This window comes from Bacillus sp. SJS (genome assembly GCF_000732485.2).
Taxonomy (GTDB): Bacteria; Bacillota; Bacilli; order Bacillales; family Bacillaceae; genus Metabacillus_B; species Metabacillus_B sediminis.
Genome location: NZ_JAQV02000024.1, coordinates 93,620 through 116,607 on the forward strand (window position 1 = coordinate 93,620; position 22,988 = coordinate 116,607).

Genomic DNA, 22,988 nt, shown 5'->3' on the forward strand with positions numbered 1-22,988 from the left:
CTATAACCCCCCCTTTTCAATTCTTGCACGAAGAGTGACTTGTTCTTCAGTCACCAGAAATAGCTGGTTCAAGAATTCGACTTGAAAGCTCCCGGGTCCTTGATCCGCAGTTTTTTCAGCAGCCAGTTCTGCCGCGGTTCCATAAACAGCAAGCGCAGCCGCTGCAGCTGATACCGGATTTTTCTCAACTGCCAGAAAGGCTCCAACTACTGATGTGACCAGACATCCAGTACCTGTAACTTTCGTCAGGATAGAGTGGCCATTCGACACCTTCAATACCTGTTTTCCATCGGAGATATAGTCTGTCTCTCCCGTCACAGCCACCACCGTGTTCAGTTTCTTTGCAGCATGAAGTGCCAGCTCTTCTAAGTCTCCTTCAGCTTCTCCGGAATCGACTCCTTTGATTGCCCATTTCTGACCGGCTGCATTAGCGATTTCCGCCGCATTCCCACGAACAACAGCAACCTTTACCTCTTCAAGAATCTGCTTAGCAGAACGTGTACGGAGCTCCGTTGCACCCGCTGCAACAGGATCCAGTACAACAGGAACACCGTGCTTATTAGCGGATTTGCCTGCAAGAATCATAGATTCCACAGTCCGCTCTGTCAGTGTGCCAATGTTTAAAACGAGCACTCCTGCCATAGCAGCCATTTCTGCTGCTTCTTGCTTGGCATCTGCCATAACCGGTGAAGCACCAAGGGCCAATAGCCCATTGGCTGTAAAATTAGCAACTACAATATTCGTTATATTATGTACCAGGGGATTTACCTCTCTTACTTTACTCAGCAATGCTCCTGCTTTTTGTGCATTCATTCAAATTCATCCTCTCTGGAAAGAGCCGCAGATAACCAGTGGGCGCCCATGCAAAAAGGCATCCCGCATAGAAGCGAAATGCCTTTAATCATAAAATCTGATCAGTCATTACATTCTCCCTGCGCTGGCATTATCCAACAGGTTCACCCGGTCTACGGCGGATTAGCCGTACTCTCAGCCTGCTTCCACAAGCTCCCGATCCGTATTTTTTAAAGTAAGTTTATCCCTTACCACACGAAAAATCAAGCGTCACCCAATCTTCTCTTCTTCCTCGTTCCTGTCTGAAGCTATTTTTCCAAGAGATTCGTTCATTTTGAACATCACAATCAGCAATTCGCAATAAATCCGAATGGCAAACGGGCCCAGAAGCATTGTAAACAAACCCATCAGGATCTGCAGGCCGGGGGTCATTGATTCACCCGAATTAAACATCATCACCAAACCGGTCAGTACACTGATTCCGCTCCCAATATAAAAAATAATGGTTATTATGGCTGGTGTAATCATTTTATTAAAACTAAGAAACTCTTTCACCCGCTGTCACCCCTCATTTGAAATTCTCTTCAAACAATAGGTATGCAAGCTGTATCTTATACATTCCTTCACATAGGCACAAAGATTTAACTTTTAGAAATACTGGCCTATTTAAATTTTTCCATCCTAATCCATATATTTCTATATCCTTCAGAATCTTTCACTCTAAGGGGATTAACCCACGACCTTTCTCTTAAATAAGGCATCAGAAAAAAACATACTGGTTCGATAGAGGCCCCTTAATCCCTATTGAATCATAAAGTCCACAACCTTCTTCCCCTTTTACAATTAGTTCATAAAAGCGCAACCATTTTCGAATAGAATATGGGTATATATATAAAAAGGGGAACAATGGAAAAAAGGGGTAAAGGAGAACTTTATGAGGCTAACCTCAAGGCTTTGCATGATTTGTTCAATCCTATCGGTCTTGCTATACTTTCTAGCAAAAATACTTTATTTCTCAAAGTTCGCCCACTATATGAATATTTCATCGATCCTTCTCGTATTCGTAATCGTAATCGCCTTCTTCTTTGATGATCATATAGGGTACTAGCGAAAAGCGGAGGCGGCTTGCCCAGCCCCGACAAGCATAAGACAATAGCCTGGGGAAGGTGAACTTTCCTTCCTCAGGATGAGTGACTTATGACCTCGAGGGGCTAGCCGCCGTAGCTAGACAATGTGAAAAGCGGAGGGCGCTCCCAGTAAGGAGGTTCTGCTAAGAGCGCGGCGTCCTGCCGTCACGCAGAACTGACCCGCATCGTGCGGGGCTCCGTGAGAGACGGTGGAGCTCTCGACCGAGAGGCGCTCAAATAAGGAAGTTCTGCTAAGAGCGCGACGTCCTGTCGCAACGCAGAACTGACCCGCCTCCTGCGGGCCCGAGAGAGCGAAGCGGCCGAACGGCTAGCGCCCGGAGCTGGACACCACGAAAAGTGAAAAGTGAAGGCGGCTTCTAGTAAGGAAGTTCTGCTAAGAGCGCGGCGTCCTGCCGCAGCAAAAAAAAAGGTAATGGAGCGATATCCATTACCTTTTTTTTATTTCTTAAATTTTCTCATACTTTTTGTGATTTGCTTCCATTTTGCTTTTTCATCTGATTGTGCTTTTTTATCCTCTTTACGGGCTAAAAACGCGAGTTCCTTTTGAAGCTTTTGATAGCTTTCATAGCGATCTGCCCGCAGCGATCCTTCCTCTAATGCAGCATTGATGGCACAGCCAGGCTCATTTTGATGCCTGCAGTCGGTGAAGCGGCAGCTGCGCGCTAACGTTTCCACATCCTCAAACGTTCCCTGAAATCCTTCTTCGGCACTCCAAAGCTGCAATTCTCTCATTCCGGGTGTGTCGATCAGACAGCCGCCTGTATCAAGAGCGATCAGTTCACGGTACGTTGTCGTATGTCTTCCCCGGTCATCATCTTCTCTTGCTTCCTGAGTCTTTAAATAATCGCTGCCGATCAGCTGATTCGTTATGGTTGACTTGCCTACACCTGATGAACCGACAAGTGCTGCCGTACGTCCCCCAGTGCAATAGCTGCGGAGAATTTCAGCAGATTCGGCATCCAGAGCACTTATTGCATGTATAGGCACACCAATAGCTGCTGCTTCAACTTCAGCGAGCTTCTCATTCAAATCCTCGCATAAGTCTGCTTTATTCAAAACAACCACCGGATTGGCTCCGCTTTCCCAGGCCATGATTAAATACCGTTCCAGTCTGCGGATATTGTAATCCTGGTTAAGGGCCATCACGATAAAGAGCGTATCAACATTTGCAGCCACTATTTGTTCCTCTGTAGCCACACCCGCCGCTTTTCGTGAAAATTTACTCTGCCTGGGAAGAATCGCATGTATCGTTGCCTTCCCTTCTTCATAGCGCGGCTGAATAACTACCCAGTCTCCCACGGCAGGGAAATCTTCTCTTCCCCCTGCTTCAAACCTCATCTTGCCTGCTACCTCACCAAGCAATTCTCCTTGCCCGGTCAGAATTCTGTATAGCCTTTTATGTTCAAGTGCCACTCGGCCAATTTCAAAACCTTCAGTCTTAAACGGATTAAATGCCTCTTCAAAAAATGGGGTCATCCCCAACTCAGATAAATTCAATGCTAATATCCTCCCTATTCTGTTCGTTCAAAATTAATGAATGAACGTCATAGAGAGATGATCAAGTTACCGATCCAATCCCTCCATGACGCTGATGATTACAATTGGAAATTTTCTCATATTTCATCACTCCTTAAAGGGATTGAGCATGAAGCTCTTGAATACCATTATACGGAAGGTTTCATGTATTTGCCAAACACATCTTCTAAAAATCTATTCAATTTGAATTCTGAGGTGAGCAGCGGAGATGCCAGAAAATCCGGATGCAATGTTTCAAATTATTCCTGTACTTGTCATTTGCGGATTTGCAGCGGTTTTAGGAATCATTATTTTCACGATATTTAAAAATATTGCTGCTTGGAACAAAAACAATCAGCAGCCAGTAACAGAAGTCCTGGCAACTATTGTTGCGAAAAGAACGAGTACACATGGCGGCGGTAATACGAGAGCTTATAATCACTACTACGCGACTTTTGAGTTAGAAAGCGGGGAGAGATTGGAGCTGCAAGTAAAAGGAGAAGAATATGGACAGCAGGCTGAAGGGGATCGGGGTAAACTTACATATCAGGGTACAAGGTATTTATCTTATAGCCGGAGCGTGTAGCCAAAGAAAGGGCGTGCTGAAAAGTAACATGACCTTAAACAGGGAGACGCATTCTAAGCGTTTCCCTGTTTTGGTTTGGAATTTGAGTCAGGCCGATTGAAGCAGATGGGCGACACTACGGCGGAAGCAGCGGGACATGTGAGACCCCGCAGTCGCGAAGCGAGAAGGACGCTCACCGCCCTTGGATGAGGGAGTCCCGCAGCGGACACATCTAAGGTAAATAGCCGGTGGGAGATCTATGATCCTTTCTGGACAGCCTCTTGCTGTTATTCCCCTGCTTTCAATTCCAGCGCTGACGCTGCCTCCTCAAGATCACGAATACTTTTTACCATATTGCTGATTCTAGTATTCTGTTCCTCAGTACTTGAAAGTACTTCTTGTATTACAGCACTGGTCTGATCAGTCACGGCTGATACTGATGAAGCCTCGTCCATGACAAGCCTCGTATTCTCACTTAGTGCATCAAGTCTCTGCTGAAGCTGAACTGCTCTTCCGGAAACATCCTCGACCGTCAGCAAAATATGATTCATCCTCTGCGTAACTTCATCGGACGAATTGAGACTTGATAGGAAAGCCTCATTGCCAAGCTGCATATCCTCTGACGTTTTATTCGTCTTTTCAATAATACGATCGAGGATTTCATGAATACCTCCTGCAGATTGCTTCGAGTTTTCTGCCAATACCCTGATTTCATTTGCTACGACAGAAAAACCTTTTCCATGCTCTCCCGCTCTTGCCGCTTCAATACTGGCATTAAGCGCCAGCAAATTGGTCTGGTCTGAAATGCGGGTGATCGTTTTTACAATGGATTCAACATCCTTTGTTTCCTTCTGCAAATCAATAATAGAATCGACTACCTTCTGAATAATGGCGGAAACCTTCTCCATTTCCTCGGATAGAAGCGTCATTTGATGGTTTACATCCGCAACAGAAGTTTCCGTTTTATTAAATGAATCCTTCATATTCTCTGAGGAGTTCTGGACACTTTCGGTGTAATTTCCAATTAACTTTAAGGACTGATCAATCTTTGCAGTGCTTCCTGCCTGTGCTTCTGCCCCTGCTGCCAGTTCTTTAAAAGCGGATGTTAAATCATCTGAGATCTGTCCGACTGTATCTGAATCTGTTTTTAACATGCGGGTATTTTTCGAAAGAGATTCGAAGGCATCCTGGATTTGCGCCAATAAAGCCTCGCTGTTTTTTTTCGATTCTTCCGCACGGTCCAGGCTCCTTTCAGCCTCTGCCCTCATTTTTTCACCCTGTGTACTTTGGAAAATCAGCGCTCCGACAATCAGCACCATAAATGTATTCAAATTTACGATAGCAATTGCATCAACGCCGGGAAACATTGTATCCCCATGTGTAAAATAAAAATAATTTGTCATCAGCAGACCAAGTAAACCTGCCAGCAAAACCTGTTTATACTTATGGTAAAGCGTACTTACTGCAATCATGTAGTACGCCATTAAATAAGAAACAATGGTTGGCTCCATTTCCATCATAATTGAACCTAAAATGGAGATACATACGATGGCCAGATAACTTAATTGATAAGTAAGCCATTTTTTCATGACTAGAAATGTAAAGACGGTCCCGATGACTCCGCCATATCCTCCCAATGTTATTAGAAACATTGTACTTGCTCCTGTAATCCAATAAGCTGCTAAACCAAGTAACAAGGATCCCCAAATAATATATACCATGAGGATATTCCTTTGGTGCACCCGCGTTCTATCTCTGCTTAAATCCATTGCCGCCACTCCCATTTGTCAAATAAAACATACACTGGTTATATCGGTACTTTCCATTCACTTCTTAACAAAAAGAAAAAAAAGACCCTCCTGATTGGATTCAGGGGGGTCTGAAATTAATTTACAGCTTTTACTGCCGCATCATTCAGTTTAGTTTCTTCCTTTTCCTGAGCACGGAGGTAGATTAGGCCGTTTCCTTCTGCCTTTTTGGAAAGACCAATCGAGACTGTATTTTTGCACAGCTGTGCGTATACTTCAGGCTCCGTTAATGTTCTGCCAAATTCCTTTTCTTCTTTTTGAATAAGAAGAGCAGCCGCCGCTGAAGCATGAGGGGTGGCCATGGAAGTACCGGACAGTTTCGCATATTTGTTCCCTGGGTAGGTGGAAAGAATATTTACTCCTGGGGCGACAAGATCAATTTCGTCATTTGTATTTGAAAACTCCGCCAGCTGTTTTTTCTCATCAATGGCCCCTACCTGCACGACCTCTTTATAATAGCCCGGATAGGCTTTTTCTACGGTATTTTCCCTTGAATCTCCTTCATTGCCCGCTGCGCACACAACAAGAATATTATTTGCCACTGCTTCTTTTATTGCTTCGTGCAGCTCCGGTACATCTTCCGGTCCGCCAAGAGACATTGAGATGACTCTTACGGTTTCACCGTTTTCGCCCTTCCACTCTGAAGCATATCGAACAGCATTTATAATGCCCTCATAAGAACCGCTGCCGTCATCTCCAAGTACTTTAAGAATCAGCAGCTTTACTTCAGGTGCAGCTCCGGTTACGCCCTGGTCATTTAAACTTGCTGCAATTGTCCCGGCAACGTGCGTTCCATGGTAATGAGAATCACTATAGTCACTCTCATCCCCATCGACAAAGCTTTTCCCTCCAATAATCCGATCTTTCAAGTCTGGATGAGTGGCGTCACAGCCTGTGTCCAGAATGGCGATCACAGCTGTGTCTCCTTTTATTCCCTGATCCCAAATTTCAGGTGCATTAATCATTCTTACACCATAAGGAATATCTTCTTTTGCTGAATCATAAACCTCTTCTAATTTGAATGGTATTAAACGAACTTTGCTCATGCTCTTGTCCTCCTTTAAAATGGGTAAGTCCAGAAGTAAAGGGTCAAGTTGTCGAACGCTTGTTCTTATTTTACCATAAAGAGGAATTGATTACCAGTTTTAATCATTTTAAATTTCTAATGTCCTCCATAAACCGGTAAACAGGAAGCCGTTCCCCCTTTTCTGAAGGGATATAGCCGAAGCTTGCATAGCTATCAACCGATTCTGGCTCAAGTGTAAGGGAAAGAAGGTTTGACTGAGGCTGAGCTGTCAGGAAGACGATACTGCCTTTCGGTATGTTAACCTTTTGTTTTTTTACTTCGGAATTAATTTCATGAAGGCTGGTCCCTTCATATTTTTCTGCAGCTGTCTTATCCGTTACGGTCATGGTTTCAACCTCAAGCAATTTATCCTTTTTAAGTGTAATCCCTCTTAATCCCTGATTCTCAAGCTTTGCGGCGGCTTTCTCCTGACCGGGCTCCAGAATATAGGCAGTCGGCCGTTCTCTTGTAAGGGTAGCCTTTGCATTCGAAGCACTCTTATAAAGAACCGGCACCTCTTTTACCTTGCCTGCTTCAATATCAACCATTTCCAGCTTTCTCCCTGTAACAGACTGATTCTCGCTATCAATCACAATCTGATCCCGGTCATGGGGAATCAAGCCTTTCTTAATCAGGTTCAGCCTCTCTTTTGCAACCCCGAATTTTACTTTCGCAGCATTTTCGGCTGTAAGCGCAATGATGTTTTCATGGGTGGCAATCTGGGCTGCAACCCGTCTTGAAAAATTCTCGCGGCCAATCCCGATTCCTCTTGTTTCCACCAAGAAGGATATCGCAGGTGACAAGCCAAATGCGTTACGTCCTATTCTTGCTTCTGTACTGCCCTCTTCCAGTTCAATGCCACCGCTGCTGTTCACTTTAGACGTATAATAAGGTTCATTAGAGAAGCCCTTTTGATCAAGTGCAGCTTCTGTATCTTCTATAAACAGCTCATCGGAGATCTTTCTGATTTTTTCAGGAATATTTAGATTCTTCCCTGACAGCAGCAGCAAGTCATGATACTTTAACAGCCCCAGTTCGCTGAATTCCTGCCCCACACTATATTCATGAGCATCAATGACGACTTCCGGCATAAAACGGTTGAATTCCTTATGGATAGCTTGTACCTCTTGTGACTCAAGTTTAACGTGGTCGCGATTTCCATCAAGACCATTTTCAAGCTGTCTTGTAAAAAGGAAGGATCCATCCGGATTAACCCGCGGCACGATGATGACATTGATTCGATTTAGCACGTCATTCCCAAATTCCCCTGAAAGCTTTTTAGCCATTGCAAGTACTGCCTCACCGGCCGCAGGTTCGTTTCCATGAATTTGCCCCTGAAGCCATACAGTCGGCTTTTTTGAAATAGCAGATGGAGAGATTTTTTGATCCTTTGAAAAATATAAGGCAAGTAATGGACGGCCTTCCTGTGATTCTCCTATTTTCTTAACGGATAAGAAATCTGATTCCTTTTTTAAACCGTCCACAAAATCCTCCAGTTCATTCTGGGAAGTAAAAGCTTCCCCGCTTCTGGAAAATGCCGGAGTCAGAACTTCAGGCTTTGGCTCTGGGTAAAGATCGAGCACCTGTTTTGGCTGACTGTATTCCTTCCCATAGTAAGGTGCTTCTGCATGTGCTGATGGCATCGCCCCTGCAATCATGATTCCGGCAGCGGCAGCGGCAATCCCAAATTTACCCCATCTTCTCTCCATGACACCACTCCTCTCAGTGTATATGTACATTATATATAAACGAAATAATTATCTAAATATTATGAAATATGTGATTTTTTGCTGAGGCTTTGGTCATGGAGGCAGATTTTGAAATGCAGTATGTATTCTCACAGCGAGAACACCCGCACCTCAAGTTTTCACCAGAAAATTAAGTGGCCGGCAATTCAATCAGACAAGGCAGACACCAGAAGCTTTAAGCTATGTCCGCCTTCTCCATCGCCCTTATAAAGGCAAGATTAGCTGTCCCCATGATGGAAAACCCAAGCAAGCTGAAGCTTAAAAATGGCATCAATGCGGGCAGTACGCCTGCGAGAAAATAAAATCCCGCTACCGCTGCAAACATGGAAACAGAATGAAAAGGATAGGATAGAGCAAAAATGAGCGCCAGTTTCACAGCTCTCCGGACTCCTGACTGAAAGTGAACATATGCGGGGAATACAAATAAAAAAGTAATTCCATATATGAAAAGTGCCATGGCAAGAAACAAATAAAGAGCCATGCCTGCAATTCCTTCAAGACTGATTGCAAATCTCAAATAGAAATAAAGGACAAAGCCTGCCAGTAAAAAGAATAATCCGATCAGATTCGCCTTTTTCCATTCGCTTCTCCAAGTCTTTTTAAAGGTTTCCAAAATAGGAGCTTCAGATTCTCCCCGGAGCCATTTTCTCATCACCGTGTACATGCACACGGTCGCGGGAAAGACACCAAAAATGCCCAATCCTGCAATCGTAAATATAATCCACAGCAGCTGTACATAAGCAAACCGCATCGTCCACTCCATTCCCCTGTAAAGGGCTGTTGTCATAATAAAACCTCCTTAAACGAACAGGTCTGGCCATTTCCAGCCAGACCCCATTCTAATTATCCTTTTGTATATCGCTTGTACGCGTCTTCATGTACCTTAATCAATTTATCGACACCCATTTCTTTCAGGCGTTTCGTGAATTTTTCAAAGTCTACCGGTTCAGCACCCATCATCCATTTTTGAATCATCTCATCGCGATAAGTCATGATTTGCAGTCCGATGTCGTTTTTAATTTTTTCTTCTTCTTCCGTAAAGTTAAGAGCCGGGACTTCTTTCAAGAAGTAATCGTTTTTAACATAATCCTCTACTCCCTCAAGCGCGAGCGGAGCCATCCACTGTTTTTCATATTCAAAATCCTGCTGGTAGGCGAACATAATTTGGGCGCCAACAGCACGCAATGCTCCAGGGACATCGGGACTGCCAAGTACTTCTTTTGTAAATGTAGGTTTTCCGTTTTCGAGTGTGTACGTCTCACCCTCTACTCCATAGTTCATGAGCCTTCTTCCTTCATCTGTAAAGAAGTAATCCAAATACTTAATCGCTGCGACCTGATCTTTTACAGAATGGCCGATTGCGACTCCTGTATAATTATTAAATGGTGAGCGGATTGTAGGTTCCACCCGCTCTCCCTTTGAATTTTCAGGAGGAGCCATCGGGACAAGATTAAATTGCGGTGTGTGCTTTTTGGAAATATCATTGTATGTTACCGTGCTCGCGAACCAGTCATGGGTAGAGCCTCCCGTATTGTTTCCAAAAAGAACATCGCGTGATGTAGCGCCGCGTGTAAATATTTCAGGATCAATCAGCCCTTCACTATACCATTTGGCCAGATTTTCCATGGCATTACCAAAGTCTTTTTCCATCGGACCATATACAACCTTTTCTCCCTGGAGATAGAAATCACCGTACCCTCCCCAAAGACTTGCCAGGTCAAAAATGCGCTGATTAATGCGGGTAAATAGCGGAACTTCATCTGCTTTGCCGTTTCCGTTTGGATCCTTTTCTTTAAATGCTTTTAACACTGTATAGTATTCGTCAACCGTTTGAGGCATTTTAAGGCCAAGCTTATCGAGCCAGTCCTGACGGATAAACCAGCCTTCAGCCGCTTCCCCGTCGGCAATAAACGGAAGATAGTAAAGGTGGCCGTCAGCAGCCTTAGAAACCTTCATAATCTCAGGCATTTTATCAAGATAGCTCTGAATATGCGGAGCATGTTCTTTAATCAGATCCTCAAGCGGAACAAAAGCCCCCTCCTTTCCATACTTATTTAGGTTTTCTTTTTTCTCAAAAACCAGGTCCGGTATTTTTCCGGAGGCAATCATAAGGTTGAATGCTTCTTCGCTTTTTGTAGAGGATTTAGGCGCGACCCCTTTGAGGGAGACATTCGTCACTTCAGCCGCTTTTTTAAATGTGCTCCAATTATCATCAAATATAACCTGACCGTCATTATAATGAAGGTGAATCGTCATTTCCATCGGCTTTTCGCTTACTTTAGGACCGCTCGTTTCCTTGCTTTCACCCTTTTGCTCTGTTTTCTCTTTTGGTGCACTCGTTGTATTGCTGCAGGCTGCAGCTGATAGAACAAGCATTCCGGATGCCAGGACGAATGTTAGTTTTCTCCCTTTTCCCATTGTTTCTCCCCCTTTAAAATTCTTTATAAAAATGATGGAATTCCATCAGTAAACCCGTTTATTCTTTGACTCCGCCCAGCATGGTTCCTTTAACGAAATATTTCTGCAGGAACGGGTAGATGATGATGATCGGCAGGATGGAGACAAAAATAGTCGCATAGATAATCGTCTCTCTTGAAAATTCCGTCATCGCATCTGCTGTTGCTAAAACCTGCTCACTGACCGTCATTTCCACAATCAGTTTCTTAAGCATGACTTGAAGCGGGATTTTGCTTTCATCATTTAGGAGGACCATCGCCCAAAAATAACCGTTCCAGCGGGCTACTGCGTAAAACAGGCCAACTGTTACGAGCGCGGGCTTAGATAATGGCAAGTAGATTTTCATCAGAATCTGGAGGTCATTTGCCCCGTCTACCTTAGCCGATTCCTCTAATGAATCAGGAATTGATTGGAAGAAGCTTCTTAAAATAAAGACCAGGAAAGTAGAAACCGCAAATCCAATAATGATGCTGGTTCTCGTATCGAGCAGGCCCAGCTCTTTAAAATTCAAATAGGTAGGAATAATCCCCGCCTGAAACCACATCGTAAAAGCGATGAAAAAGGCAATAAATGCTTTTCCGCGAAGCCGTTTTTTCGATAAAGGATAGGCTCCGCATATCGTTAGCAGCAAGTTTACCGCTGTTCCAAAAACCGTGTAGAATATGGTGTTCCCGTAAGCGGTCCAGATGTCAGGATCCTGAAGGACCTTAGCGTATGAAATGAACGTGATATCCTTTGGAAACAAAATAACTTCTCCGGATATAACGGACTGAGCTGAACTAATGGAAGCTGAAAATACATAGATGAATGGATAGATGCACGCGATGGCTAATAGAACAAGAAATCCATAGATCAACACATCAGACAATCGTTCACTTTTGCTCTTTATCATCACGACTCACCTACCATAAACTATTTTCTGTGAATTTTTTGCTGAGTTTGTTGGCTGTGACTACAAGGATGAGACCAACGATGGAGTTAAATAACCCCGCAGCAGCTCCAATCTCATATTCCCCGCCCTGTAGTCCCGCTCTATAGACATAGGTGTTAATAACGTCTGCTGTTTCATAAGTACTTGGCTGATAAAGAAGGATAATTGCTTCGTATCCCACTTCCAAAAAAGCACCGATTTGGATAAGAAACAAAATGATAATCGTCGGTAGAATTCCAGGAAGGGTTACATGCCACATTTGTCGCCAGCGGTTTGCTCCATCCATTTTGGAGGCTTCATAAAGGGCTGGATTAATCCCAGCCATCGCTGCCAGATAAATAATGGCGTTGAACCCTACATCCTTCCAAATGTTCATGCTTGTAAAAATGGTTCGGAAATACTCGGATTCAGTCAAAAAATAGGTTTTCTCCCCGCCAAGCTTGTCAATCAGAATGTTAACCAGCCCGTTTGTAGGGGCGAGCATGTTGGTGATGATCCCAGTGATAACCACAATAGATATAAAGTGCGGCAAATAGGTGAGTGTCTGCACCGTATTTTTAAACATTTTGTTCTTTACTTCATTGATGAGAAGTGCAAGCAAAATCGGTGCCGGAAATCCGAAAACAAGCCCATATATGCTGATCAGTGCTGTATTGGTAAGAGTCCGGATAAAATACTCACTTTCAAAAAAGCGGATAAAGTTATCAAAACCGACCCAGGGGCTTTCCGCGATTCCTTTAAATAAACTGTAATCTTTAAATGCAATCTGCAGTCCTGCCATCGGCTTATACTGAAAGATCATGTACCAGAGAATAAACGGAATCAGCATCAGATACAGATACCGATCCCGAATCAGACTGTTCCTTACTGACAGGAGAAAGGGTATTTTGGCTGGTACAGTTTTTACTTCAGGTGATTTCCTTTCTAAAATGGGTGTTTCCAATTATACATCCCCTCTCTTTTTTGTAAGCGCTTTCTACAATCTCATCATAATCGCTAAGGGGATTCAGCTACTATCTCAATTTTTCTTTAGAGATACTCATTTTTATTAAAATAGAGAACTAGTTGAAAGAATGGAGGTTTATCGAAAAAAATAGCTACTTTCTGCATTAAAGGAAGACCATCAGAAATGCCGCGATGAGGCGGCATTCCTGATGCTTGAAATCGACAGCATGCAGCAGCCTCAACCATCAAATAAAACAAAACAGGAAGCAGCCCCCCTGTTTTAGTCTGTTTTTTCATATTGCCCGGGTGATAATCCTACGTATTTTTTAAAGATCCGGATAAACGTATTTACATTGTTATAGCCAACCAGCCTTGCCGCCTCATTTACTTTCATATTTTTTCCTGCAAGAAGTTCCTTTGCCTTTTCAATTCGAAAACGATTTAAATACTCTTTATAATTTTCCCCGGTATGTTCTTTAAATATGGTGCTGATATAACTAGGAGTTAGCTGAAAGTGTTCAGATAAATCCTGAAGGGAAAGGTCTTTGCTGTAGTGCCCCTGGATATACCGGACAATCCGGCTCGCAGCCGATGGACCTGGCAGGGCTGATGAGATTCGATCGGAAGCACTTGTGAAAGTTTTCACTATTTCACCTTTCAGCGTTTCCCTATCCCGAATGGCACTCAGCTCCAAATGCAGCATCTCATCCCCCGGCACCCTTGCCGATGACTGAACAATTCGGTTAACGGTTCCTGCCATAGCAAAGACAAACTGAGAGAGTGCTGCTTTATCAAGATTCTTTTCTTCAAGATTTTCTTCAAGAATCCGATTCAGAATTTGAAACGCTTCCTCCTTTTTACCCTGAACAAAATAATGAATGAGTTCTTTTTCGACCTCTAACGGATAAAAAAAGGATCGTTTTTGTTTAAGAGACAAATCATCCCAGCTTAAAATCTGCTTTTTTTCCATAGAAAGCCTGTTTTCCAATACCTCGGACGCCTGCTGAAATGATTGGTCCAGCTCATATAAGCTCTTTACTTCCTGTCCGATGGAAACGGTAATGTATTGACTGATTTCCCGGTCTACAATCATCAGAGCCGCAGAAAGCTTCTCTTTCAATGTTGAAACAGGAAGGCTTGCTGTAATTAATGCGGATTTCCCCGGGGCAAGCTCGACCATTTCAAATGGAATCCCCTCCCCCAATACATCCTCTAAAAGCTTAACCGCCTGCCTGCCTAGTTTTGTTCTTCCTTCATTGAGCAAGCGGACACTGCTGTAATCGAATTCGATAATCGATACAACCGTCCTCTCCTCGTATTGGGACATTCGAAATTGGCTGATTCCTTTTAAAATGACCTTTTCTGCAGCAATGCCATGGAGCACATCCCATAAAAATTTCATTTTAAGAGGAACTTCACTTTGTTTGATCACATTCGTGAGTTCATGATTAACCTCTTTCATACGCAGAGCCGTTGCCTGAACAAAGACAAATTCATCTTCTCCTGCCTTCATCGGATACTCCTCTTTTAATGCTGCAACCATTTTATGAACCGGCTTATACGTATTCCAAATGAGAACACAAGCCATCAGGATTCCCGCAAGAAGTAAAAGTGCAGGAATAAGGGCAGCTGCGAGCCATTGGCTATTTTGATCAGTTTGCGGTGCAATCTTAGGTGTGATATACACATAGCTAAGACCCTTGAGGCTTTTGGATCCAATGGAGTGTATAATATAGCCATCTTCCTCAAATTTGTAATAAGCGGGAATCTGCTCATTTTTGCGATTAATTTCTTTTGTAACGTTCCCCTTTAAAATCAGTCCTTTCTTCTTCTTTTGATCCAGCGAAAACACTTCTGTCCCTGAAACGATCATCAGTGCATCATCCTGGTTTTCAAATGCTTCGGGGAGCAAATTCATTTTCTTAAAAGAGAGAAAAAACAGGACGGTTTTAGCGGTGCTTACCCGATATTTTTTTACTAATGTAAGAGTATCGGAATGTTCCGTTCCTGTTAGCGTAATGGTTTCAAAGTAGCTTGACCAGCTCGAATCCTTAGCAAAAGCTTCATACTTTCGCTTAGCTTCATTCGTCATAGAAAGCTCTTTAAAAAAATTGTCCGCAGACATCGTATAGCTGGAGGTTATCACGGTTCTGTCATCCTGCAGCATTAGAGCTATATCATAGTCATAGTTAGAAAAAGCGGTTTTATTTCGCTGAATCTCCTGAAGGACCCTCCCCATGTGATAATACTTTAAGTCAGAGCGGGCGAGATCCGTATAATCTTTGAAGGCTTCACTCGTTTCCAGCTGAATCATTCCATTAAGAGCCACTTGAATTCGCTGATCCATCATATCCTGGGCCTGCTGCAAAAGCAGTTTTTGGCTGCTGCTTCGCTCGACCCGGCTGATTTCCATATTTTTTGAATAATAGACAGCAAGAGTGCCCACGGAATAAATTAAGATAATGAAGCAAAATGAATATAAAAGAGTCCGGAAGAATTTATTTTTCCACATCCCTGCTGCCCCCTTTTGCATTCTGTCTTTTGTTCTATATTTTCGATTAACCCGCTTCCAAATCCTTCAATTTATTATTCTCTTGATCAAGAAATATTGCCCTAATCCCCTGTACCGTATAGGTTTTGAAAGAAAAAATCTTTTTCGCATGCAATTTGAATTTCTGTCTCATTTTTTGTAGAATATATTTTTGTTAAACTTAGCTGTTGATTTCCGTTGCAGGCGTTCGTTTTCCGTGGGGCGGTGAGCCTCCTCAGCGCTTTGCGCCTGCGGGGTCTCACCTGTCCCGCTGCTCCCACAGGAGTCTCACGCCTTCCACTCCAATCAACAGGTGTTAAAAAATCATCATAGCGCTTTAACACAGCTTAAAATTATAAAATTGTGTGTGTTACCGAACGGCATATGGGCTCAAGATTTTTCTCTGATTCCATGCAGATAGATTGTAGATTTAGAATTATTTCTTAAAAAAGGAGGCGCATATCATGCTTCTCGCGGATACCAGACCTGAAGAGGAAAAGGACGCAGAAGAGATACTGGAGGAAAAAGAAGAGCTGGAGATGCAGCTTTTCAGAATGCAGGCAAACATCAAAGATATTGCTAAAAACGGCAGAGGCGAAGTGCTCGGCATTGACCAGACGAGTGAGGATAAATGGGTGATTGTCCACGCAATAGATGATGGAAATGCGTGTAAAATCATGATAAATGATTGCGAGACTGCCTATAAAGGAATGTGGGACTTCAGCATACAGGCAACCTACAAAACAGACGACACCATTAAAATAGGGGACATTAAAGGTCCTTCCAACAAAGGATATGGCTCTATTTGTATGAATTACCTGAAGCAAAAGGCACGCCAAAACAATATTCCATACATTGTCGGGGATATTGCAGAACGGGACTGGGATCACGTTGACCGCCTCGTTCATTTCTATAAAAAACATCAGTTTAATGTGGATTTGGACAGTGAAAATAAGTGCGGAGAAATACTTTGGATCAATGGGTGAGACTGCCTCTATATATGGGGCAGCCTTTTTTTGTCATTCGTGGTATTCTGAGAAAAAAGAGAATGGGTGATCCTGTTGGAAATTCGCAAGCTGCAAAACCATGAAGATGCTCCAATCGATTTGCTATTACAAGCTGATCCATCTGAACGTCAAATAAGGAAATACCTTGAGCGAGGCAGCTGTTTTATAGCACTGCTTAGTGATTCAGTTATTGGGGAATGTGTTTTGCTTCCCACCAGACCGGGTACTGCCGAGCTTGTAAACATAGCTGTTTCGGCACCACACCAGGGGAAAGGAATTGGAAAAAAGCTTGTCCTCCATGCGATTGAGCAAGCTCGGCTGCAAGGATCTCACGCGATTGAAATCGGCACCGGAAATTCAAGTATTGACCAGATCGCTCTTTATCAGAAATGCGGATTCCGAATTACTGGAATAGACAGAGACTATTTCATCCGCCACTATGAAGAAAAAATTTATGAGAACGGGATTCAATGTGTGGATATGGTACGGCTGGCAATGGATTTATAACCTTCAGCTGCTTCGCATTCTGAATTGGCCGTTTCCCCGCCCGATTAATGAATCAATTTCGACTCCGCCAATTTCCTTCTAAATCCCTCCGATGCTTTATTAATCGGTTTTTTCAGGAATACACCGAACAATATGGCTGCTGCGCCATATAGAATAATTCTGGCTGCATCCATTCTAACGATGTCCCATAAGATTCCTCCGATTGCCTCCCGAAGCAGACTGATTGCGTAAGTGAACGGAAGGAAAGGATTGATTGCCTGGAAGAAAGGCGGGGTAACCTGAATGGGAAATGTCCCTCCTGATCCCGCAAGCTGCAGGACAAGCATGATGATGGCGAACGCCTTTCCAATATTTCCAAAAACTGAAACAAGGGAGTAAACGATCAGCATGAATATGGTACTGATCAATAGAGAAAAAAGGATCAGCCATCCAGGATGGACCGCATATACACCGAGTATATACACATTTCCCGCTGAAGCAATTAATGCCTGGAATAATCCAATTGTCCAGAATGTTAGAAAACGGCCAAAGTAAATGTGCATGCTTCTGTAGCGGCGATTTTCATGTATTTCAACTGACAGTAGGGAAACGAGAAGAACGCAGCCGACCCATAAGGAAAGAACGGTATAAAATGGCGCCAGAGCTGAACCGTAATTCGGGATGGGAAACATGCGCTCATGCTTTAGTTTTACGGGCTCAGAGAAAAAGCTGCTTTCCTTTTCTGCGTTATTCTGGAGCAATTCAATGAGGCTATTGATATTATTTGTCTCTTTAAAGGCTCGAATATCACTTGCGAGTTTTCCGATTTTCTTTTCAAGAAGCGGCAGCTCTTTCTGAAATTCCGCTACTTTGTTCCCGCCCCGCGCCAGACCCTTCTCTGCATCATTCAATATCTTCTGAACGTCCGGTATGCTGCTGTTGATCTCAGACAAAATGGAGTCAGCCTGATCCGCAGATTTTTGGGCCTCATTTAACGCTTCTTGAATTTTCGGCTGAATGGACGAATCGAATGTATTAAACATTTCACCCGCTTTTGCACGAGTACCGGCTAACCGGTTTTTGAGCTCTTTTGCCTGCTTTTCTCTCTTCGCCTGATCTGTAACAGCGGAAAGCTTTTTCAAAAGATCCTCCTGCTGCCTGCTCTCTGACTGAATCTCTTTTAACCGTTCAATTGGTACATCAAGGAGAGATGTTTCCGCCTGCGCGTTTAGCCTGGTTAGAACGTCAGCGAGTGCACCTGACAATCCCGCTGCTGCAGAAAGTCTTTTTTCCGCCTTTTCCAGTGTTGCAGGATTGAGATTTGGATCTGCCCATTGATCTGCTGTTCCTTCTAATGATGTAAAAATATCCTGCAGTAAGCCTAAATCACTTTTCATCACTTGCGGCAGGTTTTGAAAAACTTTCTCGCTTTTATTCAAAACATCTTGAACAGATTCTGTAACCTTCATTCCTTTTGAAGACAGACCTGCTGCGATAGGAAGCTGTTTTTGCGCTTCATTCACTAATCGCTGTGACTGATCCGTGTCTTCTGCTGCTGTATTCAGGATTTTTTTAATCTCCGGAAATTCACCCTCCAATTTAAAAATAAGCGATTCCAGCTTTTGAATGGTTGGAAGTTCTTCTTCGAGCTTGATCCCCAGCTTGTTGAATTCTTCAAAAATAGCTTTCGTCGCTTCCTTTACAAAGTTTGAGCTTACCTGATCAATGATCGTTTCTGCTCCTTTCCCAGTAATTTTAGGAGCGATTGGATTGATCTTTTCGTTCACGGAATAGATAATTTCGGGCTGAACTGGCCGGTCAGAAACGACAGTGCCGATTTTCCGTGAAAAATCCTCAGGAATTTCCATCCTTGCATAATAATCACCATGCTGAACCCCATTTATCGCTTTTTTCCTGTTTACGAACTGCCAATCAAAGGCGTCGTTTTTTCGTAAAGTTGAAACAATCTCCTTTCCTAGGTTCACGCCCTTCCCTTGAAGATTTGACCCTTCATCTAAATTTGTTACCGCTACTTTGATTTGATCCGTATGTCCATAGGGATCCCATGATGCTTTAATATTGAACCAGGCATAAAAGCTTGGAAGAAGGATAAGTCCGGCAGTCATAATCAGGGCTGCCCAGTTGGCTGCAATTCGTTTAAGGTCATTCCCGTAAATAGAAAAAATTGCTTTCATCTTATTCACCGCCGCAGTTAGAATACGGTTAGTTTGCCGGATAACGGGTGATGAATGCGCAAATAGCCATAATCTTTCATAACTTTTTATTATCCATTGCAAAACAGGAATTGCAGAGGGCAGCAATGAAAAGTTCCCTGCTCTCTTTTTGTCTTAGTATCCAGTGTGTATACTAAGGAAAAGGGGTGGAGACATGCATTTTAATTTAGGGGATCTATTGTTTCAGATTTTTAGTTTCGGCCTATTATTTTTCGCAGGAGCGATTTTCGTGCGGTTTTTCCAATCCAATTCGCGCTCCAAAAAACAGCTTGACCGCATAGAGGCCAAACTTGACGAACTTCATAAAGAAAGAACGAAAAAATTTTAGTACCGGACGCATTTCGTGCCGGTTTTTTTATACATGGACAAACCCGGTAATAAGCATAATAAGAAAAGCAAAGGAGCTGATCTTACTTGCAATACGGTAAAGACTATAAACATATTCCCGCTGTTTCCGTCATGAGCGGCCATGAAGAAGAAGCCGCACCGGGAGTTTTTTGCAAAACGATACAAATTGTGAACGTTTGCCTCATTAATGACCAGTTTGTAAATGATACATGGTTCCTTGTTGATGCTGGTATGACAGGATCCTCTGAAACCATCATTGAATTTACTGAAAATCATCTTCCGGAGGGCGTGAAACCTAAAGGGATCATCCTGACACACGGACATTTTGATCATGTTGGAGCGATTATCGAGTTGGTTGAGCATTGGAATATTCCCGTTTATGCCCACCCTTTTGAAATCCCTTATTTAACCGGAAAAGAAGATTATCCTGAAGGAAATCCGCTTCCTAAAGGATTGATGGCCAAATTGTCTCCATATTACCCCAACAAAGCAATCAATCTTGAAAATTATGCAAAAGAACTTCCTTCGGATGGAACGATTCCTCTTTTAAGAGGCTGGCGCTGGATTCACACGCCTGGTCATACACGCGGACACATTTCCCTTTTCCGTGAGGAAGACCGCGTTTTGATTGCAGGCGATGCATTCGTTACGGTCAAACAGGAATCTCTTTATCACGTCATGATCCAAGATCAGGAAGTAAGCGGACCCCCTCAGTATTTTACTTTTCAATGGAAAAAAGCAAAGGACTCTGTACGTAATCTGGAAAACATAAAGCCATCAGTTGCCATAACTGGTCATGGAAGACCAATGAGAGGAACAGATCTTGCAGATGGCCTTCTGGATCTTGCTCTGAATTTTGACGAAAAAGCAGTACCCGAAAAACAATAAAATCATGACGGAAAAGGCTTATTAAAAAGATTTGCCAAGTAAATCATATATAAAAACCCGGAAAGGATTTTCCGGGTTTTTATTATGAAATAAGGATCATAAACCTTTCACCATTGCAGATTAAAGCTACCAGCAGCGGGACAGTTGAGTCCCCTGCATGGCAGCCTGGATCACTTGACCTGCCTGCACCTATTTGCAAACACCTTCTTTAAGCTGGGCGAGTTTAAATAAGCATTGTAAAAAATGAAAAGACGCAGCCCCTTTTTGACCCTATACCGCTTCCCCGCCAGCTTTATCTTGACGAAGAATTGTTTTTCCAGTTGTCTTTTTACTTGACCGCTCTTTATTTTCCAGTCTCCTTGCCACAATGGATAAGGTGTAATTAACGGCAAAATACAATAGGGCTGTAAGAAGGAAAATTGGAATCAAGTAGTTCACATTTTTCCCATTAATAATCTGAGCGTTATGGAGAAGCTCTGGCATGGCTATGACCACCGCAAGAGACGTATCCTTTAACAGAGAAATGAACTGGCTCACAATAGGGGGAACCATTCTTCTCAGTGCTTGAGGAAGAATGATATGCCACATGGTTTGCATCCAGCTTAAACCCGAAGCCCTTGATGCTTCAATTTGCCCTTTTTCAATTGAATTCAATCCGCTTCTGACAATTTCCGCCAGCATGGCTGATTCAAAAACAATTAAAGCAACGATCGCCGCAACAATAACATCAAGCTTAATTCCCACTTCCGGCAGCGCAAAATACGTAAAGAAAATAATGAGCAGCAGCGGCAGATTCCGTATCGTTTCAACCCAAACAATAACGAGCTGAGAAACAACTGGAATTTTAGCATATCTCAGGATGCCGAGCACGCTGCCGATTATAAAGCTGAATATGATTGCAATCAAGGCCATGAGCAGTGTGTTGAGAAGGCCTGCGAGCAAATAGTTTATGTTTCCGATTGAATAGGCTCCGATAAAATCCATAAGTTGCTCCCTCCTTATCCGCTAACCGCAAGCCGGCGTTCCAGGTATCCGACAAAAATACTCAGCGGGATTGTCAGTACGAGATAGAACATCGCGACAAAAATATACGTATCAAAAATCACGTACGTTTTCGATGCAACCGAATCTCCGAAGTACATTAAATCCAGTCCTGTTATCACTCCAAGTATGGAGGAATTTTTGACGAGATTAATAAATTGATTTCCAAGGGGCGGAATAACAATTTTGATTGCCTGCGGCAAAATGACATACCTCATCGCCTGAATATAAGTAAGCCCTGATGACCTTGCCGCTTCCATTTGTCCCTTTGAAACGGACTGGATTCCAGCTCTAACAGCTTCCGCTATAAAAGCAGCTGTATAAATCGTCAGCGCCACCGTCCCGGATTGGTAGCCATTCAGTTTAAATCCAAGGCCAGGCAAACCGTAGAAAAAGAAAAAAGCAATTAAAATCAGCGGAATGTTCCGGACAAATTCGACGTAAGCCGTTCCCGCAGCACTTAAGACCTTCATTGGAGATATTCTCATAACGGCAATGATGACCCCGAGAATAAAACTGCAGATAAGAGCGATCACACTTGTCTTAACCGTATTTCCGAAGCCTTGCAAATATACATCCAAATTATCGATTAGTATGGTGAAGTCGAGCATGAAGGTCTCCTTTCAAGCAGAAGATGGATGAGCAGGAAGCCCACCCATCACGCTTAAACTCCTATTCTTCTTTGATCCATTTTTGCTTGATTTTGTCATACTCTCCGCTGTCCTTAAGTTCCTTAAGGAAGTCATTAACATACGTCGTGAACTCATCGTCACCCTTAACAATTGCGATTCCATAAGGCTCATCTGTGAATGGTTCGCCTGCCAATTCATAATTGGAATCCTGTGCAGCCATTCCGTAAAGAATGGAGTTATCTGTAGTCAGCGTATCTCCCTGACCCGATTTCAATGCGGTGAACGCTTCTGCATAGTTCTCAAATTCAAGAACCTCTGCATCAGGAGCTTTCTCTTTAACATTCGCTACAGAAGTAGACCCTTTAACAGCTAAAACCTTTTTGCCTTTCAAATCTTCTACACTCTTAATATCACTGCCTTTTTTTACAAGAAGAGACTGTCCTGCTTCAAAATACACATCTGAGAAGTTCACTTCTTTTTTACGGTCTTCCGTAATCGTCATCGTCGCAATGATCGCGTCAATGTCGCCATTTTGAAGCATTTGCACACGCGTTTTCGATGTAACCTCTTTTAGCTCAATCTTGCTTTCATCTCCAAGAATTTTTTTCGCCAAAGCTTTTGCTACATCAATATCGAACCCTTCAACCTTTCCGCTTGCCGCATCCTTATATCCGAACAGGTTCGTATCGTATTTCACTCCGACGACGAGTTTTCCACGGTCTTTAATTGCTTCAAGTGTATTTTTCTTTTCCGATCCTGATGAGCCGCTGCTCCCGCACCCCGCAGCAAGTGCAAGTACAACAATCAGCAGTGCGCTAAGAAACCATCTAGCCTGTTTTTTCATCCA

General features: G+C 43.2%; 20 protein-coding genes. 4 read left to right on the forward strand and 16 right to left on the reverse strand.

Annotation, left to right across the window (positions count from 1 at the left end):
- The 3 genes from thiM to rsgA form a co-directional block, all read right to left on the reverse strand.
- The gene (thiM, locus tag AS29_RS14945) at window positions 1-813 is read right to left on the reverse strand and encodes a hydroxyethylthiazole kinase (RefSeq protein ID WP_035409066.1); all 813 of its coding nucleotides are present in this window, start codon (window positions 811-813) and stop codon (window positions 1-3) included.
- 249 nt (window positions 814-1,062) lie between these two features.
- Window positions 1,063-1,347 carry a DUF4282 domain-containing protein gene (locus tag AS29_RS14950; protein WP_035409068.1) on the reverse strand — a complete coding sequence of 95 codons (285 nt, stop codon included), beginning with the start codon at window positions 1,345-1,347 and terminating at the stop codon, window positions 1,063-1,065.
- 1,031 nt (window positions 1,348-2,378) lie between these two features.
- Entirely contained in the window at window positions 2,379-3,437 is a 1,059-nt protein-coding gene (gene rsgA / locus AS29_RS14960) for a ribosome small subunit-dependent GTPase A (RefSeq protein WP_035409072.1), read from the reverse strand.
- 247 nt (window positions 3,438-3,684) lie between these two features.
- On the opposite strand from rsgA, the gene AS29_RS14965 reads away from it, so the two are divergent.
- A complete protein-coding gene (locus tag AS29_RS14965) occupies window positions 3,685-4,041 on the forward strand; it encodes a DUF2500 domain-containing protein (protein WP_035409074.1) in 357 nt (118 codons plus the stop codon).
- A gap of 266 nt (window positions 4,042-4,307) precedes the next feature.
- Here the strand turns inward: AS29_RS14965 and AS29_RS14970 are convergent, their stop codons facing one another.
- The 9 genes from AS29_RS14970 to AS29_RS15010 form a co-directional block, all read right to left on the reverse strand.
- A complete protein-coding gene (locus tag AS29_RS14970; protein ID WP_082883871.1) occupies window positions 4,308-5,804 on the reverse strand; it encodes a methyl-accepting chemotaxis protein in 1,497 nt (498 codons plus the stop codon).
- A 101-nt stretch (window positions 5,805-5,905) separates the two neighbouring features.
- A complete protein-coding gene (locus AS29_RS14975; protein ID WP_035409078.1) occupies window positions 5,906-6,874 on the reverse strand; it encodes a S8 family peptidase in 969 nt (322 codons plus the stop codon).
- A gap of 103 nt (window positions 6,875-6,977) precedes the next feature.
- Complete coding sequence (locus AS29_RS14980) at window positions 6,978-8,603, reverse strand: M14 family metallopeptidase (protein WP_035409080.1); 1,626 nt, start codon at window positions 8,601-8,603, stop codon at window positions 6,978-6,980.
- A 214-nt stretch (window positions 8,604-8,817) separates the two neighbouring features.
- A complete protein-coding gene (locus AS29_RS14985; RefSeq protein ID WP_035409082.1) occupies window positions 8,818-9,429 on the reverse strand; it encodes a YesL family protein in 612 nt (203 codons plus the stop codon).
- Between the two features lie 56 nt (window positions 9,430-9,485).
- Window positions 9,486-11,060, reverse strand: coding sequence for an extracellular solute-binding protein (locus AS29_RS14990; protein ID WP_035409084.1), 1,575 nt, complete (start codon window positions 11,058-11,060; stop codon window positions 9,486-9,488).
- A gap of 58 nt (window positions 11,061-11,118) precedes the next feature.
- Window positions 11,119-11,991, reverse strand: coding sequence for a carbohydrate ABC transporter permease (locus tag AS29_RS14995; RefSeq protein ID WP_035409086.1), 873 nt, complete (start codon window positions 11,989-11,991; stop codon window positions 11,119-11,121).
- Window positions 11,992-12,001: 10 nt separating this feature from the next.
- The gene (locus tag AS29_RS15000; protein ID WP_231889957.1) at window positions 12,002-12,973 is read right to left on the reverse strand and encodes an ABC transporter permease; all 972 of its coding nucleotides are present in this window, start codon (window positions 12,971-12,973) and stop codon (window positions 12,002-12,004) included.
- A gap of 86 nt (window positions 12,974-13,059) precedes the next feature.
- Window positions 13,060-13,272 carry a hypothetical protein gene (locus AS29_RS15005; RefSeq protein ID WP_035409087.1) on the reverse strand — a complete coding sequence of 71 codons (213 nt, stop codon included), beginning with the start codon at window positions 13,270-13,272 and terminating at the stop codon, window positions 13,060-13,062.
- The gene (locus AS29_RS15010; protein ID WP_035409089.1) at window positions 13,256-15,487 is read right to left on the reverse strand and encodes a helix-turn-helix domain-containing protein; all 2,232 of its coding nucleotides are present in this window, start codon (window positions 15,485-15,487) and stop codon (window positions 13,256-13,258) included. The genes AS29_RS15005 and AS29_RS15010 overlap by 17 nt, the downstream gene beginning before the upstream one ends.
- Window positions 15,488-15,969: 482 nt before the next feature.
- On the opposite strand from AS29_RS15010, the gene AS29_RS15020 reads away from it, so the two are divergent.
- Together AS29_RS15020 and AS29_RS15025 are read left to right on the forward strand one after the other, a co-directional pair.
- A complete protein-coding gene (locus AS29_RS15020) occupies window positions 15,970-16,491 on the forward strand; it encodes a hypothetical protein (protein ID WP_035409093.1) in 522 nt (173 codons plus the stop codon).
- Between the two features lie 75 nt (window positions 16,492-16,566).
- The gene (locus AS29_RS15025; protein WP_035409345.1) at window positions 16,567-17,019 is read left to right on the forward strand and encodes a GNAT family N-acetyltransferase; all 453 of its coding nucleotides are present in this window, start codon (window positions 16,567-16,569) and stop codon (window positions 17,017-17,019) included.
- Between the two features lie 44 nt (window positions 17,020-17,063).
- Here the strand turns inward: AS29_RS15025 and AS29_RS15030 are convergent, their stop codons facing one another.
- Complete coding sequence (locus tag AS29_RS15030) at window positions 17,064-19,193, reverse strand: YhgE/Pip domain-containing protein (RefSeq protein WP_035409094.1); 2,130 nt, start codon at window positions 19,191-19,193, stop codon at window positions 17,064-17,066.
- A gap of 498 nt (window positions 19,194-19,691) precedes the next feature.
- Between AS29_RS15030 and AS29_RS15035 the strand changes: the two genes are divergently transcribed.
- Window positions 19,692-20,468 carry an MBL fold metallo-hydrolase gene (locus AS29_RS15035; protein WP_051860745.1) on the forward strand — a complete coding sequence of 259 codons (777 nt, stop codon included), beginning with the start codon at window positions 19,692-19,694 and terminating at the stop codon, window positions 20,466-20,468.
- 270 nt (window positions 20,469-20,738) lie between these two features.
- On the opposite strand, the gene AS29_RS15040 is transcribed toward AS29_RS15035, so the two are convergent.
- From AS29_RS15040 to AS29_RS15050, 3 genes are all read right to left on the reverse strand, one after another.
- Window positions 20,739-21,452: an amino acid ABC transporter permease gene (locus tag AS29_RS15040; protein WP_082883873.1), complete on the reverse strand. Its 714-nt coding sequence runs from the start codon at window positions 21,450-21,452 to the stop codon at window positions 20,739-20,741.
- Window positions 21,453-21,466: 14 nt separating this feature from the next.
- Entirely contained in the window at window positions 21,467-22,120 is a 654-nt protein-coding gene (locus AS29_RS15045; RefSeq protein WP_035409098.1) for an amino acid ABC transporter permease, read from the reverse strand.
- A gap of 61 nt (window positions 22,121-22,181) precedes the next feature.
- Window positions 22,182-22,985, reverse strand: coding sequence for a transporter substrate-binding domain-containing protein (locus tag AS29_RS15050; protein WP_035409100.1), 804 nt, complete (start codon window positions 22,983-22,985; stop codon window positions 22,182-22,184).
- Window positions 22,986-22,988 lie beyond the last annotated feature (3 nt).